Origin of the sequence: Mycobacterium sp. NAZ190054 (assembly GCF_001545925.1) — a bacterium.
Taxonomy (GTDB): Bacteria; Actinomycetota; Actinomycetes; order Mycobacteriales; family Mycobacteriaceae; genus Mycobacterium.
In genome coordinates this window covers 1-25,984 of sequence record NZ_LMVQ01000157.1, presented here as the reverse complement: position 1 = coordinate 25,984, position 25,984 = coordinate 1, and the positions used below count along the sequence as shown (strand labels likewise).

Below are 25,984 nucleotides of genomic sequence, written 5' to 3'. Positions count from 1 at the left end.
CGCGCTCAGGAGAAGTCGATCAGCACCTTGCCGACGGCCCGACCTTCGGCGACATGCCTGAGCGCCCGGGCCGCTTCGGTGAGCGGGTAAACCGCGCCGATGTGCGGGCGTACCCGCCCGCCGGCCAACAGCTCGCGTAACTCGCGTTCATTGCGGTCGAATTCGTCGGGCGGGACGTCCTGGAACTGAAACCCCAGCACGTGCACGCCCTTGACCAGCACCAGATTCAGCGGGATTCTCGGGATCACACCCGACGCGTACCCGATGGTGACGAACCGACCACCGCGTCGCAGGGAGCGCAACGCGGGTTCGGCCAGTGCACCGCCGACGGGGTCCACGACCGCGTGCGCACCGTCGGGCAGTGCGCTCCTCAGCGCGCCGCGCAAGTCACCCTCCCGATGGTTGACGAGCTGGGTTGCGCCGTACCCGGCTGCGGTTTTGAGTTTTTCGTCCGACGACGCGACAGCGGTCACCGCGGCGCCGAGTTGGACGCCGAGTTGCACCGCGGCCAATCCGACGCCGCCGCCCGCGCCGAGCACCACCACGTCGTCGCCACGTCGGATGCGGGCCACCGAGCGCAGCGTGTGGTACGCCGTGCGGTAGGCCACGCCGAACGCCGCCGCGGTGCGGTCGTCGATGCCGTCGGGAATCCCGGCCAGGCCGGTGACCGGTGCGACGACTTCCTCGGCGAACGCGCCGTGCAGACTCGCCCCGGTGACCCGGTCGCCGACGACGAAACCGGGCACGCCGGCCCCGATCTCGGTGATCTCGCCGGCGAACTCGCTGCCCGGTACGAATGGCGGCGGCACGCTGATCTGGTACTGGTTCGCGACGAGCAGCACATCGGGGAAGTTCACCGCGGCGGCGCCGACCCGCACCCGTACCTCACCCGGGCCGACGGTTGGTGTCGGCCGGTCCTCGATGCGCACGACGTCGGGCGGCCCGTAGCCGTGGCAGACCGCGGCTTTCACGTGTAGTCGCTGGACTCGGCGAGGTCAGCGGCCGAGCGCATCAACGTGGTGATCACCGGGCCGTAGGCGAGCAGCTTCTCGTTGTCACCGGCGCGCTGGAAACCCTGTTCGAGCACGATGGCCAGTTTCCACTTGGCCAGCACCAGGTAGTAGTCGAGGTCGTCGACCTGTCGCCCGGACACCTTCGCGTAGTGCTCGACCACCTCTGCGCGCGACGGCATTCCGCGCATGTCGACGTAGCTCATCTCCGATTCGCCCGGGTGATCTGTGTCCTCCGGCCAGCTCTGCACCATCCAACCGAGATCCAACTTGGGGTCGCCGACGGTACCCATCTCCCAGTCGACGATCGCCGCCAGTCGCGCCGGCGCACCGTGCCGGTACATCACATTGGCGAACTGATAGTCGCCGTGCATGAGTCCGGGGACGAAGTCGAGCGGACGGTGATCGCGCAACCATCCCGTCGCGACGTCGAGGCCGTCGATCTCGCGGCCCTTGATGCGTTCGAAGAACGCGATCCACCGGTCGACCTGGCGTTCGTGGAAGCCTTCGGGGCGGCCGAGATCGTGCAGGCCCCTGGCTTTCCAGTCCACCGTGGACAGCAGCGCGATACCCTCGGCCAGTTGGTAGGACAACTCCCGGCGCGCCTCGAGGTCACTGTCGAACGGTTGCGGCCAGCGCCGGTCCTCGAGATCCATCGGTGACCAGCCCTCGACGAAACCCATCAGGTAGAACGGCCGGCCGAGCACGTCCGGGTCCGGGCACACGGCGATCGCCTCGGTGTGCGGCACGTCGGTGCCGTCGAGCGCCTCGATGATGCGCCACTCGCGAAGGATGCCTTTGTCGCGGTCCGGGGGAGCGTCCGGCGGCGGCATCCGCAGCACGCAGCTGTGCTCTCCGCGCCGCAGTTCGTAGATCACGTTCTGGGTGCCGCCGGACAGGATCCGGGTCTGCAGCGATTCGCCTTCACCGGGCAGGTCCGCCACCCGGTCCATCCAGTCGGCCAGCCGGGTGACGTCGATCTCGCTCACAGGTTTCCCACCTCGTTCTCCAGGAAGTCGGCGAACTTCGCGCGGGCCTTCTCACGCTTGGCGGGTAACCATTCGGTCGGCCAGACATCCGGGCTGGGCTGGTAGTCGCGCAGCACCTGTTTGGCCACGGTCGTCTTGTGCACCTCGGTCGGCCCGTCGGCCAGGCCCATCACCGCGGCGCCGGTGACCATCCCGAGGAACGGCATCTCGTTGGTGACGCCCAGCGCGCCGTGGACCTGCATCGACCGCCAGGCGATGTCGTGCAGGACGGTCGGCATCACGACCTTGACCGCGGCGATGTCCTTGCGGACCTTCTTGTAGTCGTTGTACTTGTCGATCTCCCATGCGGTGTAGAGCACCATCAGCCGGAACTGCAGCAGTTGGGCGTAGGAGTCGGCGATGTAGCCCTGGACGAACTGCTTGTCCGACAGCCGGCTGCCCTGGGTCTCGCGGCTCAGGGCGCGTTCGCACATCATGTCGAGTGCCTTGCGGGACAGGCCGATCGTGCGCATCGCGTGGTGGATCCGCCCGCCCCCGAGGCGGGTCTGGGCGATGACGAACGCCTGGCCCTCCCCGCCGAGCAACGCGTCGGCGGGCACCCGCACGTTGTCATAGTGGATCAGCGCGTGTGACCCCTCACCGTCGGGCTCGCCGTGCAGGCCGACGTTGCGCACGATGTCGACCCCGGGTGTGTCGGTCGGCACCAGGAACATCGACATGCCCTGATAGGCACTGACGTCGGGGTTGGTCACCACCATCACGATGAGAAACGCGGCGGTCCTGGCGTTGGAGGAGAAGAACTTCCAGCCGTTGATCACCCAGTCGTCACCGTCGCGGACGGCGGTGGTCTTGAACAGTGTCGGGTCGGCGCCGGCATGCGGTTCGGTCATCGAGTAGCAGGAGAACAGCTCGCCGTCGAGAAGCGGCCGCAGGTAGCGCTCTTTCTGCGCCTCGGTGCCGTAGTGGGCGATGATCTCGGCGTTGCCGGTGTCGGGTGCCTGGCAGCCGAACACGATCGGCGCCCACTGGGAGCGGCCGAGGATCTCGTTGAGCAGCGCGAGCTTGAGCTGTCCGTAGCCCTGCCCGCCGAGCTCCGGCCCGAGGTGGGTGGCCCACAGCCCGCGGCGGCGCACCTCCTCCTTGAGCGGGTCGATGACGCTGCGGCGGTTGGCGTCCAGCGGCATGAACTGCTGATGCGGGAACGCCAGATCCAGCGGTTCCACCTCTTCCCGGACGAACTCGTCGGCCCAGTCGAGCACCTTCTGGTACTCGGGATCGGTCTCGAAATCCCACGCCATGTCGGTAGTCCTCTCAGTTGCGCTCTCTGATGTTGAAGCCGGCGACGAGGGCGGCGATGTCGTCGGTGACGACGTCGGCGAACGACCGGTCGCCGAAACCACCGGCCGCCCAATGGCGTACACCCTCACTGACGTGCATTCCGGCCAGGCGCGAAAGGTGGGGCACATCGACGTGCGCGGCGAGCTTGCCGTCTTCCTGCGCCCTGGCGAACAACTCGCCGAACATGTCGGCGTCGACGTCGTTGCGCTGATCGCCGGCGAGGATGCGGTGTTCGTGCCGGTAACCCTCGAGGATGGTCTGGACGATCAAGTCGCGCGGATTGCGCGCCATCGACCGTTCGAGGCTGCGCAACGCCTCGGCGATGACGGCCTCGATCTCATAGTCCTTGGTCAGCAGCGAGCGGACCTTCTGCTGCGCCGCACGCGTGGACAGCAGGCCGACCTCGAAGAGGATGTCCTCCTTGGCCGGGAAATAGAAGTAGAACAGCGCCCGGGACACGCCGGCCGCCCGGCAGATCTCGGCGACCGTCGTCTTGGCGTAGCCGTTGGTACGCCACAGCGCCATGGCCGCCTGAACCAGGCTCCGCTTGGTCTCATGCGAACGCGCCCGCTGAAACGAGGCACGGCGTTGACTACCGTCAGCAAGGTTTCCCCGCACGATCGCACTGTAACAGCGGGATTACGCCTTGCATATAGTTGACGACTGTCTAACTACGCCCGCGGGTCCGGACCCGCGGGAGGGCGCCTGCGGTCACTCATATCGGGCCGGTGTTGCGCCGCCTCTGCCGCGTCGCGGTCGCGGCATGTAGGACTCCCTCTCGTGTCAGGAACGAATGGCGCGGATTCCGCCGCCCGCCTCAAAAGGGCTGACGGACTGCACATACGAACGTGTCATGGCCGCGGGAAACGTGACCTATCAATACGTGAATGTCATAACAGCTCTGGCGGCGATGAACTCCCGCCCGGCGGACTTCGGTGAGGCGACGCCTTCCCGCTACGCGGCGAGTCCGTTCTTCCTGTGGAGATCTGATGAGTAAATACATGATCAACAAGTTCATGAGATCCGTCGAGATGAGCAACGATGCCGTCGCCGACTACGTGGCAGATTCGGCCGCGTTCGTGGACCGGTGGCTCTCGCAGTCGGCCGGCCCGGACCGGGTGTCCGATGATCACGTGCTCACCGACGACGAGCGGGCGGCGTTCGAGCGCATGGACTACGAGGCGTTGTACGCACTGGGGGCTCACCCCTACCTACTCTGGCATTGGGTGGAGGCGATCTTCGTCCCTCGCGTCCCCTGGCCGGAGATGAATCGTCAATACAAGGAGAAAGTGGCCCGCCACGGTTATCCCTCCTACATCAGTTGACTTCCCGGCCGAGCCCACCGAGTTCATGGTGGCCCAGCGCCCGAAGCGAATTCGGCGGCCAGTGATGCGATGAACTCCTGGGTGCGCCTGCGCGACGCGCAACGCTGCTCGGCGGTGTCTCCGAGCGGGACGACACGCGCGGCGAGGTCGGTCACCCCGGCGTCGCGATAGCGGCGCAGCCGGGCCAGTACGGTCGCCTCGTTGCCGGCCGCCATGGTGTCGCCGACGTCTTCGGCGTCGCCGTGCTCGAGCAGGCGCACATAGTTGGGGGAGAAGTCCGCGTGGCCGAGCACGTCGCCGGCGTAGGCGCGGGCGCTGTCGACGTCGGCTTGCGGGCAGAGCGCCACGGGAACGCCGGCGACGACGCGCGTTCCGCTGCGCCCGGCTGTCTCCGCGGCCCTGGTGATTCGCGGTACGACGTACTCGCCGATCGCTCGCTCGTCGGCCATCCACAGGATCGTGCCCCCGGCCCGCTCACCGGCGATCCGCAGCATCGTGGGTCCGAGGGCGGCCACCAGCACCGGTACCGTGAACGCGTCGGTGACCTCCACCGGGCTGTTCACGCGGTAGGTGTCGTTGTGCACCGCGACCGTGCCGGGACCGGTGAACCCCGCGTTCAGCACGTCGAGGTAGTCGCGCACCAGCTGAGCGGGTTTGTCATACGGCAGCCCGAGTTGATCGGTGACGATCCAGTGGTGTGACGGGCCGACGCCGAGCGTGAACCGGCCCGCACAGGCGACCTGGGTGGTCAGTGCCTGCTGGGCCATGACCATCGGATGACGGGTCTGGATGGGCACCACCGCCGTCCCGATCTCGATCCGCTCGGTGACGTGCCCGAGCAGCGCGACGGCGGTCAACGCGTCGAGATAGCCGGGCACCTGTGGCATCCAGAACGACGCGAACCCCTGGCTCTCGGCGGTCTTTCCGTCGTCCAGCAGGCCCGCCAGCCGGTCGGCGCGGGGACGTTCCTTGTCCGAGCCGACCATCACACCGATTCTCATCCGCGCTCCCTACGGCACATGGCGGTCCCATTCGTGCGGGACGACAGGGTGGAACGGGGCGGCGAACAGCGGCTCGATCGCGTTGGCGCTCCAGCGTTTCTCCAACGCCGGCCGCAACCGGTGTGCGGTCGCGACCGGGTCGTCGTCGAGAAAGCAGTATGAAACCGTCTGCCCGGCAGGCGCACTGGCCAGTCGGGCATCGACCCGCAGTGACGTCGCCGACCACACGCCGGCGACGCCGTCGATGTCGGTCAGCTCTGACGGTGCCGGGCCGCCCGATTCCAGCAGCAGGTAGATGCCGCGGGCCGGCCACCATGGCAGCACGTCGGCACCCACCTTGACCCGCGGCGCCGCCACCTTCGTTCCGACGTCGTACACGCCGCGTTCGACCGGCGGCAGCAGCGGCAGCTTGCGGCCCGCGTCGCCGAGCGCCTCGGACAGCGACAGGAACGGTCCCATCCCATCGGGGTCGGTGAAGAAGTACGTCATCACGTGGTCGATGGCGTCGTAGCGATCCTGGCTCGCTGCCCGTGCCGAACGGCACTCGGGCGTCGAGACCAGTCGCAGCGACGCGCGGACGGCATGCAGTCGATGCTGCTCGGGCCGGTGGTCGAGGGTGTGCCAGCGCAGGTAGTCGGCGTCCGCGCCGTCGGGATGTCTGGTCGCCATCGACACGAACAGCGTGGTGATGTCGCCGCGCCCCTCGGCGAGCACCTCGGCCACCTCATCGGACGGCGATCCGGGTAGTCGCATCTTCTGCCCCCTTCAGTCCGTCGCCGCGACCGTGAATTCGGGATGCCGCGCCGCGATCATCCGCCGGAAGCCCTCCCGCCACGGCACTTTCGTCCGTCCAAGCACCTGGTGCATGTAGGTGACGTCGGGCCACAGCGGGGTGTGCGCATCCGGGGTGTAGGTGAAGATCGGCTCGACGCCGACGAGTTCACCCATGAAGGCGCAGTACTCCTCGGCGCTGACCGTCTCGCTGCCTGCCCAGTTCACCACGACCGGCGGTGTGCCGGCGATCTCCATGGCCCGGATCCCGAGCTCGACGTAGTCGTCCTCGTAGATCGGGTTGTAGTTGTTCGGCTTGTCGGGATGGAGCCGGATCGGCTTGTGCGCCAACATCATCTCGAGTCTGTCCGCGGGGGCCCCGCCTTCCGGGCCGTAGGTGGAGCAGATCCGGATGATCGTCAGCGGTATGCCGTGTTGTCCGGCGATCCAGGTGCACACCGCCTCGGCGGCGATCTTGGAGAAGCTGTAGTTCGCGCGCAACGGCACGCCGGGTGGGTCGGACTCCCGCAGCGGGTGTTGTCCCCGGTAGCCGTAGACCGAGCCGGTCGAGCAGAAGACGAAGCCCTTCGCCGCGCGACAGTGGTACAGCAGGTCGCCGGACTTCTGCGCGTTGGTGTCGACGCAGCGGGTCCAGTCGCCCTGGCCGGTGTCGACCGCGGCGTGGAAGACGTAGCCGAAATCGTCGGGCAGTGCCGAGAGGTCGCCGGTGCTCACGTCGAGCGCGACCGGGGTGATTCCGGCGCCCGCCAGTCGGTCCCGGTCGGCGGGGTTCCGCAGCCGGGCGACGCCCCAGACCTCGTTGCGCCCGGCAAGCGCGCGTGCGATGGGGAACGCGATCTTGCCCGTCGCGCCGGTGATCAGGATCTTCTCGCCAGTGAGCATCCCACTAGTCATAGCGCACTCTGACGCAGATGTTAAGTACTTGATATTCTCGGCGGCGTGCAGCTCACCTTCGATCCCGAGGTGGAGGCGTTTCGCGCCGAGTTCGTCAGATTCCTCGACGAGCATCTGCCCCAGGAGGCCGAGGCGGCGGGTGAGCGGTCACGCTCCACCGCGCACGTCCCCCAGTGGGCGCGGCGATGGCAGCGGCTGCAGTTCGACCACGGCTGGCTGTTGCCGGGAAACGCACCGGAGTTCGGTGGCCGAAACGCCGGCATCCTGCAGCAGTTCGTCCATCGTGAGGAGCTGTCCCGGCGGCGCATCTACCATGCGTTCAACCCGCAGGGCGTCGGCATCATCGCCGCGTCGCTGCTGTCGTTCGGCACCGACGAGCAGAAGCGGCGCTGGGCGGTCCCGATCCTGCGCGCGGACATGACAGCGGCGCTGGGGATGAGCGAGCCCGGCGCCGGATCCGATCTGGCCGGGCTGGCCACCCGCGCGGTGCGCACCGCCGATTCGGCCGGCGACTGTTTCGTGGTGAACGGGCAGAAGGTGTGGACCTCGGGGGCGCACGATGCCGACGTGCTGCTCACCTTCGTGCGCACCGATCCGGGAGCGCCCAAGCACAAGGGAATCAGCGCGTTGCTCATCCCCACCGACACCCCCGGTGTCGAGCGGCGGCCGTTCGCGTCGGTGTTCGACCGTGACGCGGTGGATTTCAACGAGGTGTTCTTCACCGACGTGCGGGTGCCCGCCGAGAACCTCGTCGGCCCGCTGCACGAAGGCTGGCGGGTGGCGAATGGCTCGCTGGGCCACGAACGCACGATGATGTGGATGGCGTTCGCCAACCGGCTCGAGCAGTTGCTCGCGGATTTCCACCCGGTGGGGGAGATCGATCGGGACCGTTACGCGACGATCGCGATGGATCATCAGGCGTTGCGGCTGCTGGGCTCGGTCGCGCTCGGTCAGGCGGCCCGCGGTGAGCGAGACATACCGGGTGTCTCGGTGCTGAAACTGTTCGGCTCGGAAGCCGAACAGAACGCCTTCCGTCACGCCTTGGACGCCGCGGGTGTCGACGGTCTGCGCGGCGCCGCGCTCACCGCCGCCTACAACCCCTACAGCCCGGACCTTTTCACCGGTAGTTGGTTCACCCGTTACGTCAGCAGCTATGCGGGCACCATCTCCGGTGGCACCTCGGAGATCCAGCGCAACATCATCGCCCAGCGAGTGCTGGGCCTTCCGGCTCGCTGACTTTCGCGCCGATGTGGCTGGGCATCGATCTCGTGAGAGGATCTCGACCGTGACTGTGGTTCTCGTGCACGGCAATCCAGAGACCGACGCGGTCTGGGGCCCGCTCGTCGACGCGCTCGGGCGCAGCGATGTGGTGCGGTTGTCGCCGCCGGGATTCGGCGCCCCGTTACCCGCCGGTTTCTCGGCGACGTTCCTCGCCTACCGGGATTGGCTCATCGACGAGCTGGAGCGCATCGACCAACCCGTCGACCTCGTCGGACACGACTGGGGCGGCGGGCACGTGATCAACGCCGTCATGCATCGACCCGAACTGGTGCGCAGCTGGGCCAGCGACGTCGTCGGCTTGTTCGACTCGGACTACGTGTGGCACGACATGGCCCAGATGTTCCAGACTCCGGAGGTCGGCGAGCAGGTGATCGAGGGGATGGTCGCCGGTTCGGTGGGGGAGCGGGCAGAACAACTGGCCGCCTTCGGCATTCCCGCCGAGGTCGCGGCGTCGTTCGCCGCAGCCCAGGGGCCGGAGATGGGTCGGGCGATCCTGGCGCTGTACCGCTCGGCACGTCAACCGGCTCTCGCCGATGCCGGGCGGGCGCTCGGGAACGCCGCCGCCCGCCCGGGACTGTCGCTGTCGGCCACCGAGGACACCTTCGTCGGCACCGGTGAGATGCGGCGCAGGGCCGCCGACCGGGCGGGCGCCCGGACCGAGGTGCTCGACGGACTCGGTCATTGGTGGATGGTGGAGGACCCGGCTCGCGGGGCCGCCGCCCTCACGCGGTTCTGGGAATCGCTTGACCGGTAACGGCTCGGCGTCCGGGCCGACACCCGCCCGGCGGAACGTTGCCGGAAAGCTCGACGCCCTCGGGGAGGACAAGCTCACCGTCACCTGCCGATCTTCGAGATGTACGTGTCGGCGGTCAAAATGCCCTGAGCCTCACTCCCCGTGTTGAATGGGCACGGGCGCGGGCATCTCGGCGCCTTCCGGCATGACGAATTCGCCCTCGTGGTTGATGTAGCCCGAGTGCTTGGTCGGATACGGCAGCAGATCGGGATTCGGGCACGGTCGGTCGGTGCCCTCACCGCAGATGCCGGGATTGAAGTACGAGCGCTTCTGCACGTCCTCCGGCCACGGGTCGCCGTGCATGCCGAGCCAGGTCGCGGGCACGTTGTAGAAGAGGAAGAAGCATGCGCTGACACCGCCGAAGATCGCCAGGAAGCGGATGAACTGTTGTTTGATGAACCCGCCGCGGATGCTGTCCAGTCCGCGTTCGACAAGGGTGCGTCCCCGGTCATCGGTGAAGAAGCGCAGGCAGCACAGCGCCGTCTGGACGCCACCCCACATCAGGCCCTCGTAGATGGGCCACTGATAGTAGGTGCCGGCGTTGATCGACAACGACTGGATGGCGCCGGGGTAGGAGTAGAACCCGATCGGAAGGAGGATGAGGCCCTCCATGACGAAGTCGAAGACGATGGCGATCGCATAGGTGACCAACACCAGCCTCAGATTGCTGATCCCGGGCCACCGGTTCTTGATCTTGCGCATGATCATGCAGCCGACGATGGTGAGCAGCAGCACGCCGTACATGTAGCCGGGGATATTGGTCAGCAGCGGTTCGGGCACCGTGTGGCCCGGTTCCTCGTGTGCCACCCAGCCCGGGAAGTGCGGTGCCCATGATCCCCGGTTCGGGAGCCACGCGTTGTACGTGCACCAGGTGCTGTAGTAGTTCAGCATCGGATCCTGGAACATCATCAGGCCCATCGACACCAGCAGCATGCCGTCGAGCGTGATGCGCCGGTCCCGCACCCAGGGCCGGATGATGAAGTACCACAGCGCGAATGGCAGGCCGACCCAGAGGATGACGGCGTTGGCGATCAGCGGGATCTTCATATACAGCGGTGGCTCGGTCGGGCCCCCCGCCACCGGCTCGAAGTACGGTCCGGTTATCCACCGGATGATCACATAGATCGTCAGCGCCAGGAACACGGCGCCGACGGTCGCCCAGATCTTGATGGCATTCGACGATCGCGGGGGCGCCGCGCCGAGGTCGGTGATGTGCTTTGCCGACTCGGTGACCGGGGACTTCCGCTTGTTCGACAACTCGCTCACGACGCCTCCTGCATCCATTGCGCACACGCGCGCTCACCGAGAAGATACCAGAGGGTATCTGAATGTCCAGAGGGATTCTCAGAATCTGTGGCAGACTTTCGTCATGGTCGAGCGCTGGACACGGGAACGACGCCTCGAGCACACGCGCTCCCTGCTGCTCGACGCCGCCGAGGACGTGTTCGCCGAAAAGGGCTTTGCACCGGCGACTCTCGACGACATCGCGCACGCGGCCGGCTACACCAAGGGCGCCATCTACAAACACTTCGCCACCAAAGAGGATCTTTTCCTGGCGGTCAGCGACCGCTACTGGCGGCGCTATTTCGACAACTTCGCCGACGTGATGGAATCGGCCGAGCGCATCGGCTCCCGCGAACTCGACGAGATCGCCGAGCGGTGGCGACAACTCAGTCGCGACCGCGGCGCCGAGCACGCCGCACTCGGCCACGAGTTCACGCTCTACCTGTTGCGCAATCCCGACGCCCGTGAGCGGGTGGCCGAGAAGCGGTCAGAGGTCGTCGAGGCGCTGGCGAAGTTCATCATCGAGGGCGTCGACCGCCTCGGCGGAACGCTGTTGATCCCGGCCTTGACATTCGCCCAGGTCCTCGTCGCCACCAGCGACTCGGTGGTGCTCGGCAGCGAACTCGACGATGTCGATCTCTATCGCCCGATCGTGGAGATGTACGTCTCGGCGATCAAACTGGCTTGACCGCGGCGGCTTCGCCGACCGACGCCGCCCCGGCGCGCCGCGTCAAGTAGTCGATCTGCAGATGGATCGCGTACAGAACCAGCGGTGGCAGGACGATGAACGGGACGTTCTCGGCGATGAACTTGAAGCCCAGGCCGTACGCGCCCTGGCCGATGTTCTCGAATCCGGCGCCCACCTCGGCCAGGAAGTACACCGCGGTACTGCTCATCAGCACCGCGCATCCGGCGAATGCCCCCCACAGGCAACGGATTCGCGCTTCGGTGGAGAGGTCTACCTTGATCAGCTTCGTCCACATCAGGAACACGATCACACCGGTGACCACGCCGACCACTTCCAGCGCGAAGATCCACGGGTTGCCGCTGACATACCGGGTGTCGGCCAGCGCATATTGCCACCACAGCCACTTCCAGCCGGGATCCGTCGTCGGTGTCCACCAGCCGAGCGGGTGGCCGATGAGGAACATCAACTCGTAACCGATCTGGCTGCACGCCGTGTAGGGCAGGTAGAACAGGGTCAGCTCGGCTGCCTTGTCGAGCCGAGTTCGGTTCTCGCCCGGGGCATCCCACAGGATGACCAGCGGAACCAGCAGCACCGGTACGCCGAAGAGCAGATTGGCGATGACGTCTGCGGCGAACGTCGGTGCGATCAGCCCGAACTGAACGCCGACCGTCATCCCCAGGAACACCACACCGGTCAGCACTCCGACGCCGAGATAGATGCGGCCGCGGTGCGGCGCCACGGGCCGGGCGAAGTTCGGCTCGCGGATCTGCGGTGTGGTCATCTCACGCACCTTTCCCGGCTGTCGTCGCAGCCGAATTCTGGTTGGCGGCTATGGAAATGGATTTGGTGTCGGTGTAGCCGTCGATGCCCTCCCGGCCCAGTTCGCGCCCGTGGCCGCTGCCCTTGACCCCGCCGAACGGCGCGAACGGGTCCATCGTGTAGCCCTGGTTGACACCGAACGTGCCGGTGCGGATGCGCGCGGCGATGCGTAGCCCGCGGTCGGTGTCCTCGGTGAACACCGACCCGGCCAACCCGTAGTCGGAGTCGTTGGACATCGTCACCGCCTCGTCCTCGTCGGAGTAGGGGATCACCGTCAGTACCGGCCCGAAGATCTCCTCACGGGCGATCCGCATCGAGTTCGTCGCGTCGGCGAACAGCGTGGGGCGCACGAACCACCCCCTGTCGAGGCCGTCGGGCATCGCGGTACCGCCGACGACGAGTCGGGCCCCCTCCCGTCGACCGGTCTCGATGTAGCCGCGCACCCGCTCCTGTTGGCGCTGTGCGACAAGCGGGCCGACCTGGGTGGCGCTGTCGGTGGGGTCGGCGACGACCAACGAGGTCATCTCGGCGGCCAGCGCGTCGGTGAACTCGTCGGCCCGGTCGGTGGGCACCAGGATGCGGGTCAGCGCGTTGCAGATCTGCCCGCTGTTGCTCAGGCTGGCCGACCGCACGCCCGCCGCGACGGCCGCGGGGTCGGCATCGGCGAGGACGATCGCCGCGGATTTGCCACCGAGTTCCAGGCTGACCCGTTTCAGGTCGGCTGCGCACGCCGCCGCGACGGCTCTGCCGGCGGCGGTCGAGCCGGTGAACGACACCTTGTCCACCCCGGGGTGCCGCACCAGGTGTTCACCGACCGGGCCGTCGCCCGGCAGCACGCTCACCACGCCGGGCGGCAGTTCGCACTCGGCGAGCATCTCCGCCAGCAGCAACGCATCGAGCGGCGACTCCGGCGCCGGTTTGAGGACCACGGTGCAGCCGGCGAGCAGCGCCGGGATCAGCTTGGTGACGATCAGGAACTGCGGCATGTTCCACGGCACGATGGCGGCGACGACCCCGACCGGCTCCCGGCGGATATGGACGTCCGCCCCGTACATTCCGGGCCGCGCCTCGGTCCACGGATAGGTCTGCGCCAGCTCGCAGAACGCCGTCATCATCATCGCGGGCAACCCGACCTGGGCACGTTGAGCGAAGCTTATCGGCGCACCCATCTCCGCGGTGATGAGCTCGGCCATGTCCTGGCGCCGCTCGCCGTACAGCTTGGCCAGCCGCCGGACGGCGGCGGTCCGCTCCGCGGGGTCCAGCCGCGGCCACGGCCCGTCGTCGAACGCCGCGCGCGCGGATCCGACCGCCGTGTCCACATCCGCGGGACCGGCCGCCGCGACCCGCGCCACCGTCTCCTCGGTGTGTGGGGAGACGACCGCGATGCGCCCGTCGGTGCTCGGTTTGACCCAGTTGCCGCCGATGAACAGCTCGTCCGGACGCACCTGTTCGACTCCTTCACGACCTCGACACCGAGTAATATCAACTACTTGCGATTGTGAGCTGGAGCATATACCGTCGGCTGCGCAGGCTCCCCGAAAAACCGAAGAATGCGCCAAAGAGCAATGCCGACTGGCTTTTTGCCGACCGGCCCGAATCCGGCGCTCGAGGGGGGTACGTGCGGTATGACTGGACCTGACCGCGTGGACAGGAGAAGCCCATGGCCCGTTTTCCCAAGCCGCCGGAGGGAAGCTGGACCCAGCACTATCCGGACCTGGGCACCGGTCCGGTGTCCTACGAGGACTCGATCAGCCCCGAGTTCTATGAGATCGAGCGTCAGGCCATCTTCAAGCGGGCCTGGCTGAATGTCGGTCGCGTCGAACAGATTCCGCGCAAGGGCAGCTACTTCACCAAGGAACTCAAGGTCGCGAACACGTCGATCATCGTGGTGCGCACGACGTCGGGCGAGGTGAAGGCGTACCACAACATCTGCCGCCACCGCGGCAACAAGCTGGTGTGGAACGACATGCCGCTCGAGGAGACCAGCGGGGTGTGCCGCCAGTTCACCTGCAAGTACCACGCCTGGCGCTACGACCTGGACGGCAATCTGACCTTCGTGCAGCAGGAGGGCGAGTTCTTCGACCTGGACAAGAGCCGCTACGGCCTGGTGCCGGTGCACTGCGACGTCTGGGAAGGGTTCATCTTCGTCAACTTCGCCAAGCAACCCGAGCAGTCGCTGCGCGAATTCCTCGGCCCGATGATCACCGCGCTCGAGGGCTATCCGTTCGACAGGATGACGTCCCGCTTCCTCTACCGCTCGGAGGTCAAGGCGAACTGGAAGCTCTACATGGACGCGTTCCAGGAGTTCTACCACGCGCCGGTACTGCATGCGAACCAGTCGCCCACCGCGTATTCGAAGGCTGCGGCGGAGGCCGGCTTCGAGGCGCCGCACTACCGCATCGAGGGGCCGCACCGGCTGGTGAGTACGTCCGGGGTGCGGGCATGGGAGATGGCCGACGAGATGCGCAAGCCGATCGAGGACATCTGTCAGAGCGGGCTGTTCGGGCCGTGGGACAAACCGGATCTGGGGGAGATGCCCGTCGGGCTCAACCCGGCGAAATGTGATCCGTGGGGGCTGGATTCATTCCAGTTGTTCCCGAACTTCACCATCTTGTTCTGGGGGCAGGGCTGGTATCTCACCTACCACTACTGGCCCACGTCGTACAACACGCACATCTTCGAGGGCACCGTGTACTTCCCGCAGCCGCGTACGCCCCGAGAGCGCATCGCCCAGGAACTGGCTGCGGTGTCGTTCAAGGAGTACGGCCTTCAGGACGCCAACACTCTGGAGGCCACCCAGTCGATGATCGAGTCGCGGGTGCTCGACAACTTCCTGCTCTGTGACCAGGAGGTGCTGATCCGGCATCTGCACAAGGAGACCGCCGCCTGGGTCGAGGAGTACCAGCGCAAGACGGCGGGGGTGTGACGGTGACGAACACGATGACCGCGAAACTGCCGCCCGAGTTCGCCGACCTCGAGCAGTTCTCCGACTGGTGCCTGCCCACCGAGCGGGAACGGTACGCCAAGCGGCTGGCCAGTTCCATGCGGGAGATGCAGGCCTTCTACGACGCGATCACCGAGCGGGCCGAAGAGGCGATCGCCTTCTGCGACAAGTTCCCCCTCGACGACCTGCCCGACGACGTGCTCAACCTGATGTACCTGCTGTACTCGATGATCCAGGTGTCGTTTCCGGTCGAGTGCTGGAAGCAGCCGAAGGTGCCCGATACGGGCGCGACGACGCTGGACTGCGTCTCCGAACCGGTTCCGTGACCCGGACCGTTCTGCGCGCCGCGCGGTGGGCCGATGTGGAGGCCGGCGTGGTGCGCGCGCCTGCCGTCGTCGTCATCGACGGCAACCGCATCTCCGCGGTGAATCCTACTGATCCGCCTACGGATTCGGTGGCCGAGATCGACCTCGGCGATGTCACGCTGCTTCCCGGCCTGATGGACATGGAGCTCAACCTGCTGATCGGCGGGCCCGGCGGTCCCGAGGGGCTGCCCAGCCCGATGCACGGGGTGCAGGACGATCCCGCGTACCGCACGCTGCGTGGCGCGGTCAACGCGCGCACCACGCTGGAGGCCGGCTTCACCACCGTGCGCAATCTCGGCCTGATGGTGAAGACCGGTGGTTATCTGCTCGACGTCGCGCTGCAGCGGGCCATCGACGAGGGCTGGCACGTCGGCCCGCGGATCTACCCGGCCGGCCACGCGGTGACGCCCTACGGGGGGCACCTCGATCCCACGGTGTTCCAGCGGCTCGCACCGGGCATCATGCCGCTGTCGGTGGCCGAGGGGATCGCCAACGGCGTCGACGACGTGCGCGCCTGCGTGCGCTATCAGGTCCGGCACGGCGCCAAGCTGATCAAGGTGTCGGCCTCCGGCGGGGTGATGTCGCACAGCACCGCGCCCGGAGCGCAGCAGTACAGCGACGACGAGTTCGCCGCGATCGCCGACGAGGCGCACCGCGCGGGAGTGCGGGTGGCTGCACACGCGGTGGGGGACAGTGCGATTCGAGCCTGCATCAGGGCAGGCATCGACTGCATCGAACACGGCTTCCTGGCCAGCGACGACACGATCCAGATGATGGCCGACACCGGGACGTTCCTGGTCTCGACGACCTACCTCACCCAGGCCATGGCGATCGACCGTATCGCGCCGGAACTGCGCAAGAAGGCCGAAGTGGTGTTCCCCCAGGCGCAGGCGATGCTGCCCAAGGCGATCGCGGCGGGTGTGCGCATCGCCTGCGGCACCGACGCGCCGGCCATTCCGCACGGCCAGAACGCCAGGGAGCTGTGCGCGCTGGTGGCACGGGGGATGACGCCGATTCAGGCGCTGCGCGCAGCGACCATCACCAGTGCCGAGCTGATCGACGCCGACGACGAACTGGGCCGCCTGGCTCCCGGCTACCTCGCCGACATCATCGCCGTGCCCGGGGACCCGTCACACGACATCGATGCCACCCTCGATGTTCGATTCGTGATGAAAGACGGCATGGTCTACAAGCGCTAACGTCGAGACATGGAGACGCACCCCGTGGCGGCAACCGAGCTCACCGACAACATCCTGTGGCTGCTCAAGCAGGCATTCTACTTCTCGCTGACCACCGTCAACGAGGCGGTGAGCGAGCACGGGGTGAGCACCGCCCAGATCGGCGTGCTGCGTCAGCTGTCCAACGAACCGGGCCTGTCCGGCGCCGAGCTCGCACGCCGGCTGCTGATCAGTCCGCAGGGTGTGCAGCTCGCGCTGACCGCGCTCGAGAAGCGGGGACTGGTGCAGCGCAAGCAGGACCCGGCGCACGGACGGATTCTGCAGGCGTTTCTGACCGACAAGGGCCGCATGGTCGCCGCGGCCGTCGTGCACGACGCCATCGCCGCGCACGACAGAGTGTTCGGCGTATTGACCAAGGCCGAGCAGAAGACGTTGCGGGACTTGCTGGGTCGCGTGGTCGAGCAGGGGACCGGACACCAGCTCTACGCCGACCACGTCGACGGCGGCGCCGACGAACCGGCTGATTGACAAGTACTTGATGATAATGACAAGTACTTGATACCCTGAGGGTGTGGTCGAGGACACGATCGACGGGTTCGCGCCGTTGCGCATCAAGCGGGTGGTGCGTGAGACCAGCGATGCGGTGTCCCTGGTGCTCGACGTGCCCGAGCACTGCTCGCACCGCTTTCGTTACCGGGCCGGCCAGTTCCTGACGCTGCGGGTCAATCTCGACGGCCGCGACCTACGGCGTTGTTACTCGATGTCGTCGTCGCCGGCCGAAGAGGAGCTGCGCATCACCGTCAAACGAGACCCCGGAGGGGTGGTCTCCAACTGGATCAACGACACCGCCGCGGTGGGCGCAGAACTTCAGGCCGCACCCCCGGAGGGCAAGTTCGTGTTGCGCGACGACGTTTCCGGCGCGGACCCGCTGATCGCGTTCGCCGGTGGCAGTGGGATCACGCCCATCATGTCGCTGATCCGGACGGCCCTGGCCGGCTCGGACCGTCCCGTCAAACTGTTCTACGCCAACCGCAGCCGGGATGCGGTCATCTTCGCCGGGCCGCTGGCCCGCCTTGCCGAACAGCACGGCGATCGACTGGTCGTCGAACATCACTACGACGAGGACGACGGAGTCGTCACCTCCGCGGCCATCGCGTCGTTCATCGCCGGGGCTGGTGACGCGGACTTCTACGTCTGCGGACCGGCCCCGTTCATGGAGGCGGTGGAGAACACCCTCGTCGGCGCGGGGATCCCGGAGGCGCGCCTGCACCTCGAGCGGTTCACGGCGGCACAGGTTCCGCCCGGCGTCACCGACGACGCCGCCGAGGACACCGAAGAGATCGTCATCGAACTCGACCGTCGCGTCACCCGCACGTCCTACCGCCGTGGGGACACGCTGCTGCAGACCGCCCGGATGGCAGGACTTCGGGCGCCCGCATCCTGCGAAACCGGCTCGTGCGGAACGTGTATGGCGCGCATCGTCGACGGCGGTGCCCGCATGTTGAACAACGACGCGTTGGACGAGGACGAAGTCGAGGAAGGCTGGGTACTGACGTGTCAGTCGCTGCCCACCACGCGAAAAGTCCACTTCATCTACGAGTAGGAGTATCCGAGCATGGCGAGGCTGAGTTGACGACGCGGACAGCGGTGGTGACCGGCGGCGCTTCCGGTATGGGTGAAGCGACGTGCCACGAACTCGCCAGGCGGGGACACAAAGTCGCCCTCCTCGACCTCAACGGCGAAGCGGCGCAACGCGTCGCCGAGGAACTGCGCGCCGCAGGCGTGCCGGCGCTCGGCGTGGCCGCCGACGTCAGTGACCGGCAGGCCGTCGAGGAGGCGTTCGCCAAGGTCCGCTCCGAGTTGGGGCCGGTGCACATCCTGGTCACCAGTGCCGGCGCCGTGGACTGGGCCCCGTTCACCGATATCACCCCGCAGTCCTGGCAGCGGCTGATCGACGTCAACCTCACCGGCACGTTCCACTGCTGTCAGGTTGCGGTGCCCGACATGATCGAGGCCGGCTGGGGTCGCATCGTGATGATCTCGTCGTCCAGTGCCCAGCGCGGTTCGCCCCAGATGGCGCACTACGCCGCATCCAAGGGCGCGCTGCTCTCGCTGACGAGATCCCTTGCCCGCGAATACGGCCCGGTAGGTATCACGGTCAACAACATCCCACCGTCGGCCATCGAGACGCCGATGCAGCATGCCGGACAGGCCGCCGGACACCTGCCGTCGAACGAACAGATGGCCGCCAGTGTTCCACTCGGCCACCTCGGGACCGGCGACGACATCGCCGCCGCCGTCGGCTTCCTGTGCTCCGAGGAAGCGGGCTTCATCACCGGACAGGTGCTGGGCGTCAACGGCGGGTCCGTGATGTGATGGAAAGTCAAGAACGACAGGGAGGTTCGCATGGCGAAGTGGCCTAAGCCGGCGGAGGGAAGCTGGACCGAGCACTACCCGCAACTCGGAACCGGGCCGATCTCGTTCCGGGACTCGATCTCGCCGGAGTTCTACGAGCTGGAGCGGGAGGCGGTGTTCAAACGGGCCTGGCTCAACGTCGGCCGCATCGAGGACCTGCCCCGGGTCGGCAGCTACTTCACCAAGGAGATCGACGTCGCCAAGACATCGGTGGTCGTGGTGAAGGGCAGGGATCAACAGATCCGCGCGTTCTACAACGTCTGCCGTCACCGCGGGAACAAGTTGGTGTGGAACGACTTTCCCAGCGAGGAGGTCAAGGGCACCTGTCGCCAGTTCACCTGCAAATACCACGGCTGGCGCTACGACCTCAAAGGCGACCTGACGTTCGTCCAGCAGGAAGGGGAGTTCTTCGGTCTGGACAGTGCGCGGTACGGGCTCAAGCCGGTGAACTGCGATGTGTGGAACGGCTTCATCTTCATCAATCTCGATCCCGAACCGCGGTGGAGCCTTCGCGAGTTCCTCGGCCCCATGATCACCGCGCTCGACGATTACCCGTTCGGCTTGATGACCGAGCGCTACGAATTCGAGGCGCACAACAACAGCAACTGGAAGATCTTCGCCGACGCGTTCCAGGAGTACTACCACGTGCCGTCGTTGCACAGCCAGCAGGTGCCCAGTGCGGTGCGCCAGCCGAACGCCACGTTCGAGTGCGGGCACTTCCAGATCGACGGCCCGCACCGGCTGGTGTCGACTGCGGGCACCCGACGGTGGCTGCTCGACCCGGAGTACATGTATCCCGTCGAACGGGTCACGCGCAGTGGGCTGGTGGGGCCGTGGCGGACCCCGGAGACGCACCAGTCGGTCGGTCTGAACCCAGGCGGCATCGAACCGTGGGGCATCACCAACTTCCAGATCTTCCCGAACCTGGAGATCCTGATCTACCACGGCTGGTATCTGCTGTACCGGTACTGGCCGACGTCGCACAACACCCACAAGTTCGAGGCGTACAACGCATTCCATCCGGCGACCACCGTGCGCGAGCGCATCGAACACGAGGTCGCGTCGGTGGTCCTCAAAGAGTTCGCCCTGCAGGACGCCGGGATGCTGGGTGGCACGCAGGCGGCGCTGGAGTACGACGTCGTCGACGACTACCCGCTGTCCGACCAGGAGATCCTGGTCCGACATCTGCACCACGAGGCGGTCAAGTGGGTCGAGCAGTACAAGGCCGAACGCGCTCCGGTGGGAGTCTGACCATGAGCGAGTCCCGACTGCCGAGTGCGTTCGCCGAATTCGAGCGGTTCGCCGAGAAGTGGTGTCTGGCCACCGAACCCGAGCGCTGGGCGGCGCGCCTTTCCACCCCCATGGGCGAGATCCACGAGTTCTACGACGCGTTCTCGCCTCGGTTCGAGGAGGCGATCGACTACTGCGACAAGTTCCCGCTCGACGAGCTGCCCGAGGACGCGTTGAACCTGTTGCACCTCATCTATTCGATGATCATGGTCTCGATGGCCGTCGAGATCTTCGGTACCCAGAAACCCGCCGATTCCGCTGACGCGGTGATGAATCGCGTCAGCGCACCGGTGCCGTGACGGACAGGACGTCTCCACTATGACCATGCTGACCATCAACAAGCTCACCGAGTCGGTCGGCGCCGAGGTGGCGGGCCTCGATCCCGACCGGCTCGCCGCCGACGAGGCGCTGGGCACCGCCATTCTCGACGCGCTGGAGGAGAACGGCGTGCTGGTGTTCCCGGGCCTGCATCTGGATCCCGGCGCACAGGTGCAGTTCTGCCGCCGCCTCGGCGGGATCGACCACTCCTCGGACGGCCACCACCCGGTCGCCGGCATCTACCCGGTCACACTCGACAAGACGAAGAACTCGTCGGCGGCGTATCTGCGGGCGACCTTCGACTGGCACATCGACGGCTGCACACCCGTCGGCGACGACTACCCGCAGAAAGCCACCGTGTTGTCGGCCAAACAGGTCGCCCAGCACGGCGGTGAAACGGAGTTCGCCAGCTCGTATGCCGCGTACGACGCGTTGTCCGCGGCCGAGAAGGAGCGCTGCGCCGCGCTGCGTGTGGTGCACTCCCTGGAGGCCTCGCAGCGCCGCGTCACCCCGGATCCGACGCCCGAGGAGCTGGCGCGGTGGCGAGCGAGGCCGACCCATGAACATCCCCTCGTCTGGACGCACCGCAGCGGGCGCAAGTCCCTGGTCCTCGGTGCCTCCGCCGACTACGTCGTCGGGATGGATCGGGACGAGGGACGCGAGCTGCTGAGCGAGTTGCTCGGCCGCGCCACCACCGCGGACAAGGTGTACAGCCACCGGTGGACCGTCGGCGACACCGTGATTTGGGACAACCGCGGAGTCCTGCACCGCGCGGCGCCCTACGACGCGGACTCCCCGCGGGAGATGTTGCGCACCACGGTGCTCGGCGACGAACCGATCCAGTAACCGACCGGCGCGCCGGCGCGTCCGCGCGCTCGTTGACGCCACGCCGCCGGTGTGAAAATCTGATACGCAATAATGAGAATAACGTTCTCGCAGTATGGGACCGTCGAAACGGAGCGAGCATGGCGGAAGACCTGACCACGGTCGACTTCTTCAGGGACAGCCGGCTGACGGACGACCCGTATCCGTTCTATGCGGCGCTGCGCGACAAGTGCCCCGTCAGCCGGGAGGGTCACTACGGAGTGACGATGGTGACCGGCTGGCAGGAAGCCGTCGACGTGTACAACGACTCCGAGACGTTTTCGTCGTGCATCTCGGTGACGGGCCCGTTTCCCGGATTCCCGGTATCCCTGGAGGGACGCGAAGACGGCGACATCACCGAGCTGATCACGCAGCATCGCGACGACATCCCGTTCAGCGACCAGCTTCCGACGCTCGATCCCCCGACGCACACCAACCATCGCGCGTTGCTGATGAGGCTGATCACGCCCAAGCGCCTCAAGGAGAACGAGGACGCGATGTGGCAACTCGCCGACGACATCCTCGACGACTTCCTGGCGCCCGGGAAGGGCGAGTTCATCTCGGGTTTCGCCGCGCCGTTCACCCTGCGCGTCATCGCCGACCTGCTCGGTGTGCCCGACGGGGACCGCCCCGAACTGCTCGAGCGGCTCGCCAGGGGCACCCACGGCAGCGGCCTCGGCAACGCGGACAAGACGTTGGCCAAGACACCGCTGGAATACCTGTACGACGTGTTCGCGACGTACGTGGAGGAGCGCCGTGCGGAGCCGCGGGACGACGTGCTCACCGGTCTTGCGACCGCGACCTTCCCGGACGGCACGCTGCCCGAGGTCGGCGACGTCGTACGGGTGGCGACCAACGTCTTCTCGGCCGGGCAGGAGACGACCGTGCGGCTGCTCAGCACGGCACTGAAGGTCCTCGGCGACCAGCCCGACATCCAGGCCAGGCTGCGGGAGGACCGCAGCCTGCTGGGCAACTTCATCGAGGAATGCCTGCGCATCGAGAGCCCCGTCAAGGGCGACTTCCGGCTGTCGCGGGTCCCGACGACCGTCGGCGACCAGCAGCTCGGCGCCGGATCGACCGTCATGGTGATCAACGGTGCCGCCAACCGCGACCCGCGGCGCTTCGAGGATCCCGACACCTTCGATCCGGAGCGCAAGAACGCCCGTCAGCACCTGGCCTTCGGCCGCGGAATCCACAGCTGCCCCGGAGCGCCGCTGGCCCGCGCCGAGACGCGGGTGGGGCTGGAGCGCCTGCTCGACCGCACGTCCGACATCAGGATCTCGGATGAGAAGCATGGACCGTCCGGCAGCCGCGGCTACCAGTACATCCCGACCTACATCCTGCGGGGTCTGACCGAACTGCACCTCGAGTTCGACGTGCCATGAAAGTCGCCGTCGACGAGGACCGCTGCGCCGGTCACGGCATGTGTCTGACGCTGTGCCCCGAGGTTTTCGAGATGACCGACGACGGCTGGGCGGTCGCCGCCCCGGGCGACGTGCCGACGGAGTCGGAGTCCGCCGCCCGCGAGGCCATCGCCAACTGTCCCGAACGCGCTATCAGTGAAATCGATTGAACAGAGGAGAGATCCGAGTGCCGAAGGCTTACATCGTCATCACCGAGGACGTCAAAGACCCCGCCGGTATGGCCGAGTACGGAAAGCTGGCCAGTCAGACGATGGGCAACGCCAAGGTGCTGGCGTTCGGCCCGGCGGCCGAAGCTCTCGAGGGGCAGTGGCACGGCACTCAGACTGTGCTGTTGGAATTCGAATCCGTGGATGCCGCCAAGGAGTGGTACTACTCCGAGGAGTATCAGACGGCCGCGAAGCTGCGCCAGGCGGCCGCTGATTGCCACGGGGTGATCCTCGCCGGCCTCTGAAGCCCGCTCGCGGTGCCGGGCGACTCAGTGGGGGATCAGCGGGCCCGTCGGTGTCGTGGTCGTCGCGTGCACCAGCAGCTCGGCCAGCTCGCGCGGCCGCGACAGGAACGGCGAGTGGGACGCGTCGATGGACAGCTGCTCGACGCCGAGCCTGCGGGCCACCGTGTCGGCCAGCCAGCGGGGCATCGACCGGTCCTGTTCGCACACGATGAAACTGCGCGGCAGATCCGCCGCCCAGAATCGCGGCACCGACACCGGGGTGACCGTGGTGTCGCCGAACCGCTCCGGGCCCAGCCGCTCGAACGCCCAGCGCGCGGTCGCCTCGTCACAGTCGTGGTAGAAGTAGCGCCACGCCCCGTCGAAGTCGGCGAACCACATTGCGCCGTCGTCGTCGAACGTCAGGTAGCTCAACATCTCTCCGACGTCGGCGTCGAAGTCCTCGCCCAACTCCTCGTCCTCGTCGCGCATCGCCATCGCCTCGGGATAGGTCCGTCCCTCCCTGGGCAGCGCGGCGGCCAGGTACACGATGTGACCGACCAGTTCCGGTCGGGCGTCGGCGGCCAGGGTGGCGTCGAACCCGCCTCCGGAATGCCCGACCAGCACCGACTTCTCATTCCCCGACAGCATCGCGGCGACGATCGCGTCACGGCGGTTGGCCAGCGTCGACTCCTCGTCCACGCGTGCTCCGTGGCCGGGAAGGTCGACGGCGACCGCGTCGTGGCCCGACGAACGTAGCTCGGCGGCGGTGCGTTCCCAGCACCACGCGGCGTGAAATCCGCCGTGGACGAAGACGAACCGCATCGTCAGCGCAACACGCGCACGGGGACGTGCGACCAGCCCGCCACGTTCTGCATCGCCACCCGTTTGCACCCGTCCCACAGCACCTCATACCGCGGCATGAAGTCGAGCAGGCGGTCCAGAGCGATCGCGCTCTCCATCCTCGCCAGCGCGGCGCCCAGGCAGCTGTGAACCCCATAGCCGAAGCCGAGGTTCTGCGCCTCGGTCCGATCGCGGTCGATGTCGAACGTGTCGGGGTCGGTGAACGCCTCGGGATCGCGGTTCGCCGATCCGCCGAGCAGGAAGACCGGTTTGCCTTCCGGGATCGTCACACCGTGCAGGTGTACCTCGCGCATGGACCGGCGGACGTTGTACTGCGCCGGCGCCTCGTAGCGCAGCAACTCCTCCACCGCGGCCGGAATCTTGCTGCGGTCGTCGAGCAGCTTCTGCCACTGATCGGGGAAGCGGGCGAAGGTCACCGCCGCATTGCCGATCAGCTTGGTGACGGTCTCCGCGCCCGCCCCGCCCAGAAGCGTTGCGAACCCGGCGATCTCGAAGTCGTCGAGCGACTCCTTCTGGCCGTCGTCACGCTCGATCTCGGCGGCGATCAACCGGCTGAACATGTCGTCTTTGGGTTCGGCGCGCCGTTCCTGGATCAACTGGTAGTACAGGGCCATCGATTCCGCGATGGCCTGCATGCCTTCCTCGGACATGTCGATCTGGCCGGGCTCACGGTGCAGCGACGTGTCCACCCATTCACGGACCTGCTGCCGGTACTGCTCCGGCACACCCAACATCTGGGCGATGATCTCGACGGGGAAGAACGCGGAGAAGTCCTGGACGACATCGAAGCGGTCCGGATCGACGCGCGAGAGGTAGCGGTCGATGGTCTCGGTCACCATCGGTTCCATCGCCCCGATGGCGCGCGGCGTGAACACCTTGTTGACCAGACTGCGCATCTGCCGGTGCTCGGGCGGATCCATCAGGATGATCATCTTCGCGGCCATCGGTTCCTCCGACCGCACGGTGGCCAGGTCGAGGCCGTAGGCCGACGAGTAGGTCTGGAAGTCCTTGTACGCGGCCGCGACATCCTCATGCCGGGACAGCGCGTAGAAGTCGTGCTCCTCGTTGTAGTACACCGGCGCCTCCTCCCTCAGGCGCCGGTATATCTCCCACGGACCGTTGAAGAACTCCTCGGAGAACGGGTCGAAGACGATCTCGGAGGTGGTCATTCGTCGCGGATCGAGATCGCTTGACGGGGGCACTGTCGAACAGCCTCCCTGACCTGCTGTTCGTTTTCCGGTGTCACGTCGTCCTGCAGCACGTGCAGGTAATCCTCGTCATCCAGATGGAACACCTCGGGGATGATGCCCATGCACACCCCGTTGCTTTCGCAGAGCCCGAAGTCGACTTCGATCTTCTGAGTCATGCGCGATCACGCTCCGCTTCTCGGTCGGTCACCTCAATACCTTCACCGGCACGTGGTGGTAGCCGGCGACGTTCTGCATGTGGACGCGCTGCAGGCCGCCGAAATCGAGCTCGTACCGCGGCATGAAGTCGAGCAGGTGCTCCAGTGCGATGGTGGTCTCCAACCGGGCCAGCGCCGCACCGAGGCAGCTGTGGATGCCGTAGCCCAGGCCCAGGTTCTGCGCCTCGGTCCTGTCGCGGGTGATGTCGAAGGTCTCGCCGTCGGTGAACGCGCGCGGGTCGCGGTTGGCGGCCGCTTTCATCAAAAAGACCGGCT

The 25,984-nt window shown here is 66.9% G+C and carries 30 protein-coding genes; 16 read left to right on the top strand and 14 right to left on the bottom strand.

The window, feature by feature from the left end:
• Positions 1-5: 5 nt before the first annotated feature.
• Genes ASJ79_RS12850 through ASJ79_RS12835 form a run of 4 tightly spaced genes read right to left on the bottom strand, consistent with a single transcriptional unit; the run spans position 6 to position 3,862 of the window.
• Complete coding sequence (locus tag ASJ79_RS12850) at positions 6-971, bottom strand: NADPH:quinone oxidoreductase family protein (RefSeq protein ID WP_067955678.1); 966 nt, start codon at positions 969-971, stop codon at positions 6-8.
• Positions 968-1,963, bottom strand: a complete 996-nt coding sequence (locus ASJ79_RS12845; RefSeq protein WP_067955710.1) for a phosphotransferase family protein — start codon at positions 1,961-1,963, stop codon at positions 968-970. Before ASJ79_RS12845 ends, ASJ79_RS12850 begins: the two co-directional genes overlap by 4 nt.
• A gap of 32 nt (positions 1,964-1,995) precedes the next feature.
• A complete protein-coding gene (locus tag ASJ79_RS12840; protein ID WP_067955675.1) occupies positions 1,996-3,297 on the bottom strand; it encodes an acyl-CoA dehydrogenase family protein in 1,302 nt (433 codons plus the stop codon).
• A 13-nt stretch (positions 3,298-3,310) separates the two neighbouring features.
• The gene (locus ASJ79_RS12835; protein ID WP_067955673.1) at positions 3,311-3,862 is read right to left on the bottom strand and encodes a TetR/AcrR family transcriptional regulator; all 552 of its coding nucleotides are present in this window, start codon (positions 3,860-3,862) and stop codon (positions 3,311-3,313) included.
• A gap of 464 nt (positions 3,863-4,326) precedes the next feature.
• On the opposite strand from ASJ79_RS12835, the gene ASJ79_RS12830 reads away from it, so the two are divergent.
• Positions 4,327-4,662 carry a hypothetical protein gene (locus ASJ79_RS12830; RefSeq protein ID WP_156448409.1) on the top strand — a complete coding sequence of 112 codons (336 nt, stop codon included), beginning with the start codon at positions 4,327-4,329 and terminating at the stop codon, positions 4,660-4,662.
• A gap of 23 nt (positions 4,663-4,685) precedes the next feature.
• Here the strand turns inward: ASJ79_RS12830 and ASJ79_RS12825 are convergent, their stop codons facing one another.
• From ASJ79_RS12825 to ASJ79_RS12815, 3 genes are read right to left on the bottom strand one after another with little or no spacing between them, the layout of a single operon-like run.
• Entirely contained in the window at positions 4,686-5,663 is a 978-nt protein-coding gene (locus tag ASJ79_RS12825; protein ID WP_067955668.1) for a TIGR03564 family F420-dependent LLM class oxidoreductase, read from the bottom strand.
• Positions 5,664-5,672: 9 nt separating this feature from the next.
• Entirely contained in the window at positions 5,673-6,416 is a 744-nt protein-coding gene (locus ASJ79_RS12820; protein ID WP_067955666.1) for a hypothetical protein, read from the bottom strand.
• A 12-nt stretch (positions 6,417-6,428) separates the two neighbouring features.
• Positions 6,429-7,349, bottom strand: coding sequence for an NAD(P)-dependent oxidoreductase (locus tag ASJ79_RS12815; protein ID WP_067955664.1), 921 nt, complete (start codon positions 7,347-7,349; stop codon positions 6,429-6,431).
• A 45-nt stretch (positions 7,350-7,394) separates the two neighbouring features.
• Here ASJ79_RS12815 and ASJ79_RS12810 point away from each other — a divergent pair, with 45 nt between their 5' ends.
• Complete coding sequence (locus ASJ79_RS12810; RefSeq protein WP_067955662.1) at positions 7,395-8,585, top strand: acyl-CoA dehydrogenase family protein; 1,191 nt, start codon at positions 7,395-7,397, stop codon at positions 8,583-8,585.
• Positions 8,586-8,634: 49 nt separating this feature from the next.
• The gene (locus ASJ79_RS12805; protein WP_067955660.1) at positions 8,635-9,384 is read left to right on the top strand and encodes an alpha/beta fold hydrolase; all 750 of its coding nucleotides are present in this window, start codon (positions 8,635-8,637) and stop codon (positions 9,382-9,384) included.
• Between the two features lie 132 nt (positions 9,385-9,516).
• On the opposite strand, the gene ASJ79_RS12800 is transcribed toward ASJ79_RS12805, so the two are convergent.
• A complete protein-coding gene (locus ASJ79_RS12800; RefSeq protein WP_082753819.1) occupies positions 9,517-10,689 on the bottom strand; it encodes a spirocyclase AveC family protein in 1,173 nt (390 codons plus the stop codon).
• A 103-nt stretch (positions 10,690-10,792) separates the two neighbouring features.
• Here ASJ79_RS12800 and ASJ79_RS12795 point away from each other — a divergent pair, with 103 nt between their 5' ends.
• On the top strand, positions 10,793-11,395 hold the full coding sequence (locus tag ASJ79_RS12795) for a TetR/AcrR family transcriptional regulator (RefSeq protein ID WP_067955655.1): 603 nt from the start codon (positions 10,793-10,795) through the stop codon (positions 11,393-11,395).
• On the opposite strand, the gene ASJ79_RS12790 is transcribed toward ASJ79_RS12795, so the two are convergent.
• Positions 11,382-12,176, bottom strand: a complete 795-nt coding sequence (locus ASJ79_RS12790) for an emopamil-binding protein (protein WP_067955653.1) — start codon at positions 12,174-12,176, stop codon at positions 11,382-11,384. The two genes, ASJ79_RS12795 and ASJ79_RS12790, sit on opposite strands and share 14 nt — an antisense overlap.
• A 1-nt stretch (position 12,177) precedes the next feature.
• The gene (locus ASJ79_RS12785; protein ID WP_067955651.1) at positions 12,178-13,659 is read right to left on the bottom strand and encodes an aldehyde dehydrogenase; all 1,482 of its coding nucleotides are present in this window, start codon (positions 13,657-13,659) and stop codon (positions 12,178-12,180) included.
• A 215-nt stretch (positions 13,660-13,874) separates the two neighbouring features.
• Between ASJ79_RS12785 and ASJ79_RS12780 the strand changes: the two genes are divergently transcribed.
• The 12 genes from ASJ79_RS12780 (at position 13,875) to ASJ79_RS12725 (ending at position 23,463) form a co-directional block, all read left to right on the top strand.
• Positions 13,875-15,140: an aromatic ring-hydroxylating dioxygenase subunit alpha gene (locus ASJ79_RS12780; protein ID WP_067955649.1), complete on the top strand. Its 1,266-nt coding sequence runs from the start codon at positions 13,875-13,877 to the stop codon at positions 15,138-15,140.
• Positions 15,141-15,154: 14 nt separating this feature from the next.
• The gene (locus ASJ79_RS12775) at positions 15,155-15,484 is read left to right on the top strand and encodes a hypothetical protein (protein ID WP_067955707.1); all 330 of its coding nucleotides are present in this window, start codon (positions 15,155-15,157) and stop codon (positions 15,482-15,484) included.
• Positions 15,481-16,722 (top strand): amidohydrolase family protein, encoded by a 1,242-nt coding sequence (locus ASJ79_RS12770; protein WP_067955647.1) that lies wholly within the window; start codon positions 15,481-15,483, stop codon positions 16,720-16,722. The genes ASJ79_RS12775 and ASJ79_RS12770 overlap by 4 nt, the downstream gene beginning before the upstream one ends.
• Positions 16,723-16,731: 9 nt before the next feature.
• Positions 16,732-17,229, top strand: coding sequence for a MarR family winged helix-turn-helix transcriptional regulator (locus ASJ79_RS12765; protein WP_067955645.1), 498 nt, complete (start codon positions 16,732-16,734; stop codon positions 17,227-17,229).
• 43 nt (positions 17,230-17,272) lie between these two features.
• On the top strand, positions 17,273-18,304 hold the full coding sequence (locus tag ASJ79_RS12760; protein ID WP_067955643.1) for a ferredoxin--NADP reductase: 1,032 nt from the start codon (positions 17,273-17,275) through the stop codon (positions 18,302-18,304).
• Between the two features lie 26 nt (positions 18,305-18,330).
• Positions 18,331-19,077: an SDR family NAD(P)-dependent oxidoreductase gene (locus tag ASJ79_RS12755; RefSeq protein ID WP_156448408.1), complete on the top strand. Its 747-nt coding sequence runs from the start codon at positions 18,331-18,333 to the stop codon at positions 19,075-19,077.
• 30 nt (positions 19,078-19,107) lie between these two features.
• Complete coding sequence (locus ASJ79_RS12750) at positions 19,108-20,367, top strand: aromatic ring-hydroxylating dioxygenase subunit alpha (RefSeq protein ID WP_067955641.1); 1,260 nt, start codon at positions 19,108-19,110, stop codon at positions 20,365-20,367.
• A 2-nt stretch (positions 20,368-20,369) separates the two neighbouring features.
• Positions 20,370-20,705, top strand: a complete 336-nt coding sequence (locus ASJ79_RS12745; protein WP_067955639.1) for a hypothetical protein — start codon at positions 20,370-20,372, stop codon at positions 20,703-20,705.
• Positions 20,706-20,724: 19 nt separating this feature from the next.
• On the top strand, positions 20,725-21,570 hold the full coding sequence (locus tag ASJ79_RS12740; RefSeq protein WP_067955635.1) for a TauD/TfdA family dioxygenase: 846 nt from the start codon (positions 20,725-20,727) through the stop codon (positions 21,568-21,570).
• A gap of 119 nt (positions 21,571-21,689) precedes the next feature.
• Complete coding sequence (locus ASJ79_RS12735) at positions 21,690-22,973, top strand: cytochrome P450 (protein ID WP_067955632.1); 1,284 nt, start codon at positions 21,690-21,692, stop codon at positions 22,971-22,973.
• Positions 22,970-23,161 (top strand): ferredoxin, encoded by a 192-nt coding sequence (locus tag ASJ79_RS12730; protein WP_067955630.1) that lies wholly within the window; start codon positions 22,970-22,972, stop codon positions 23,159-23,161. The genes ASJ79_RS12735 and ASJ79_RS12730 overlap by 4 nt, the downstream gene beginning before the upstream one ends.
• A gap of 17 nt (positions 23,162-23,178) precedes the next feature.
• Entirely contained in the window at positions 23,179-23,463 is a 285-nt protein-coding gene (locus ASJ79_RS12725; protein ID WP_067955628.1) for a DUF1330 domain-containing protein, read from the top strand.
• A 24-nt stretch (positions 23,464-23,487) separates the two neighbouring features.
• Here ASJ79_RS12725 and ASJ79_RS12720 read toward each other — a convergent pair whose 3' ends face one another.
• From ASJ79_RS12720 to ASJ79_RS12705, 4 genes are all read right to left on the bottom strand, one after another.
• Complete coding sequence (locus ASJ79_RS12720) at positions 23,488-24,264, bottom strand: alpha/beta fold hydrolase (RefSeq protein WP_067955627.1); 777 nt, start codon at positions 24,262-24,264, stop codon at positions 23,488-23,490.
• A 2-nt stretch (positions 24,265-24,266) separates the two neighbouring features.
• On the bottom strand, positions 24,267-25,472 hold the full coding sequence (locus ASJ79_RS12715) for a cytochrome P450 (RefSeq protein ID WP_067955624.1): 1,206 nt from the start codon (positions 25,470-25,472) through the stop codon (positions 24,267-24,269).
• Complete coding sequence (locus ASJ79_RS12710; protein WP_067955622.1) at positions 25,469-25,669, bottom strand: ferredoxin; 201 nt, start codon at positions 25,667-25,669, stop codon at positions 25,469-25,471. The genes ASJ79_RS12715 and ASJ79_RS12710 overlap by 4 nt, the downstream gene beginning before the upstream one ends.
• Before the next feature lie 28 nt (positions 25,670-25,697).
• On the bottom strand, positions 25,698-25,984 hold a 287-nt coding region (locus tag ASJ79_RS12705; protein WP_156448407.1), incomplete at its 5' end, for a cytochrome P450.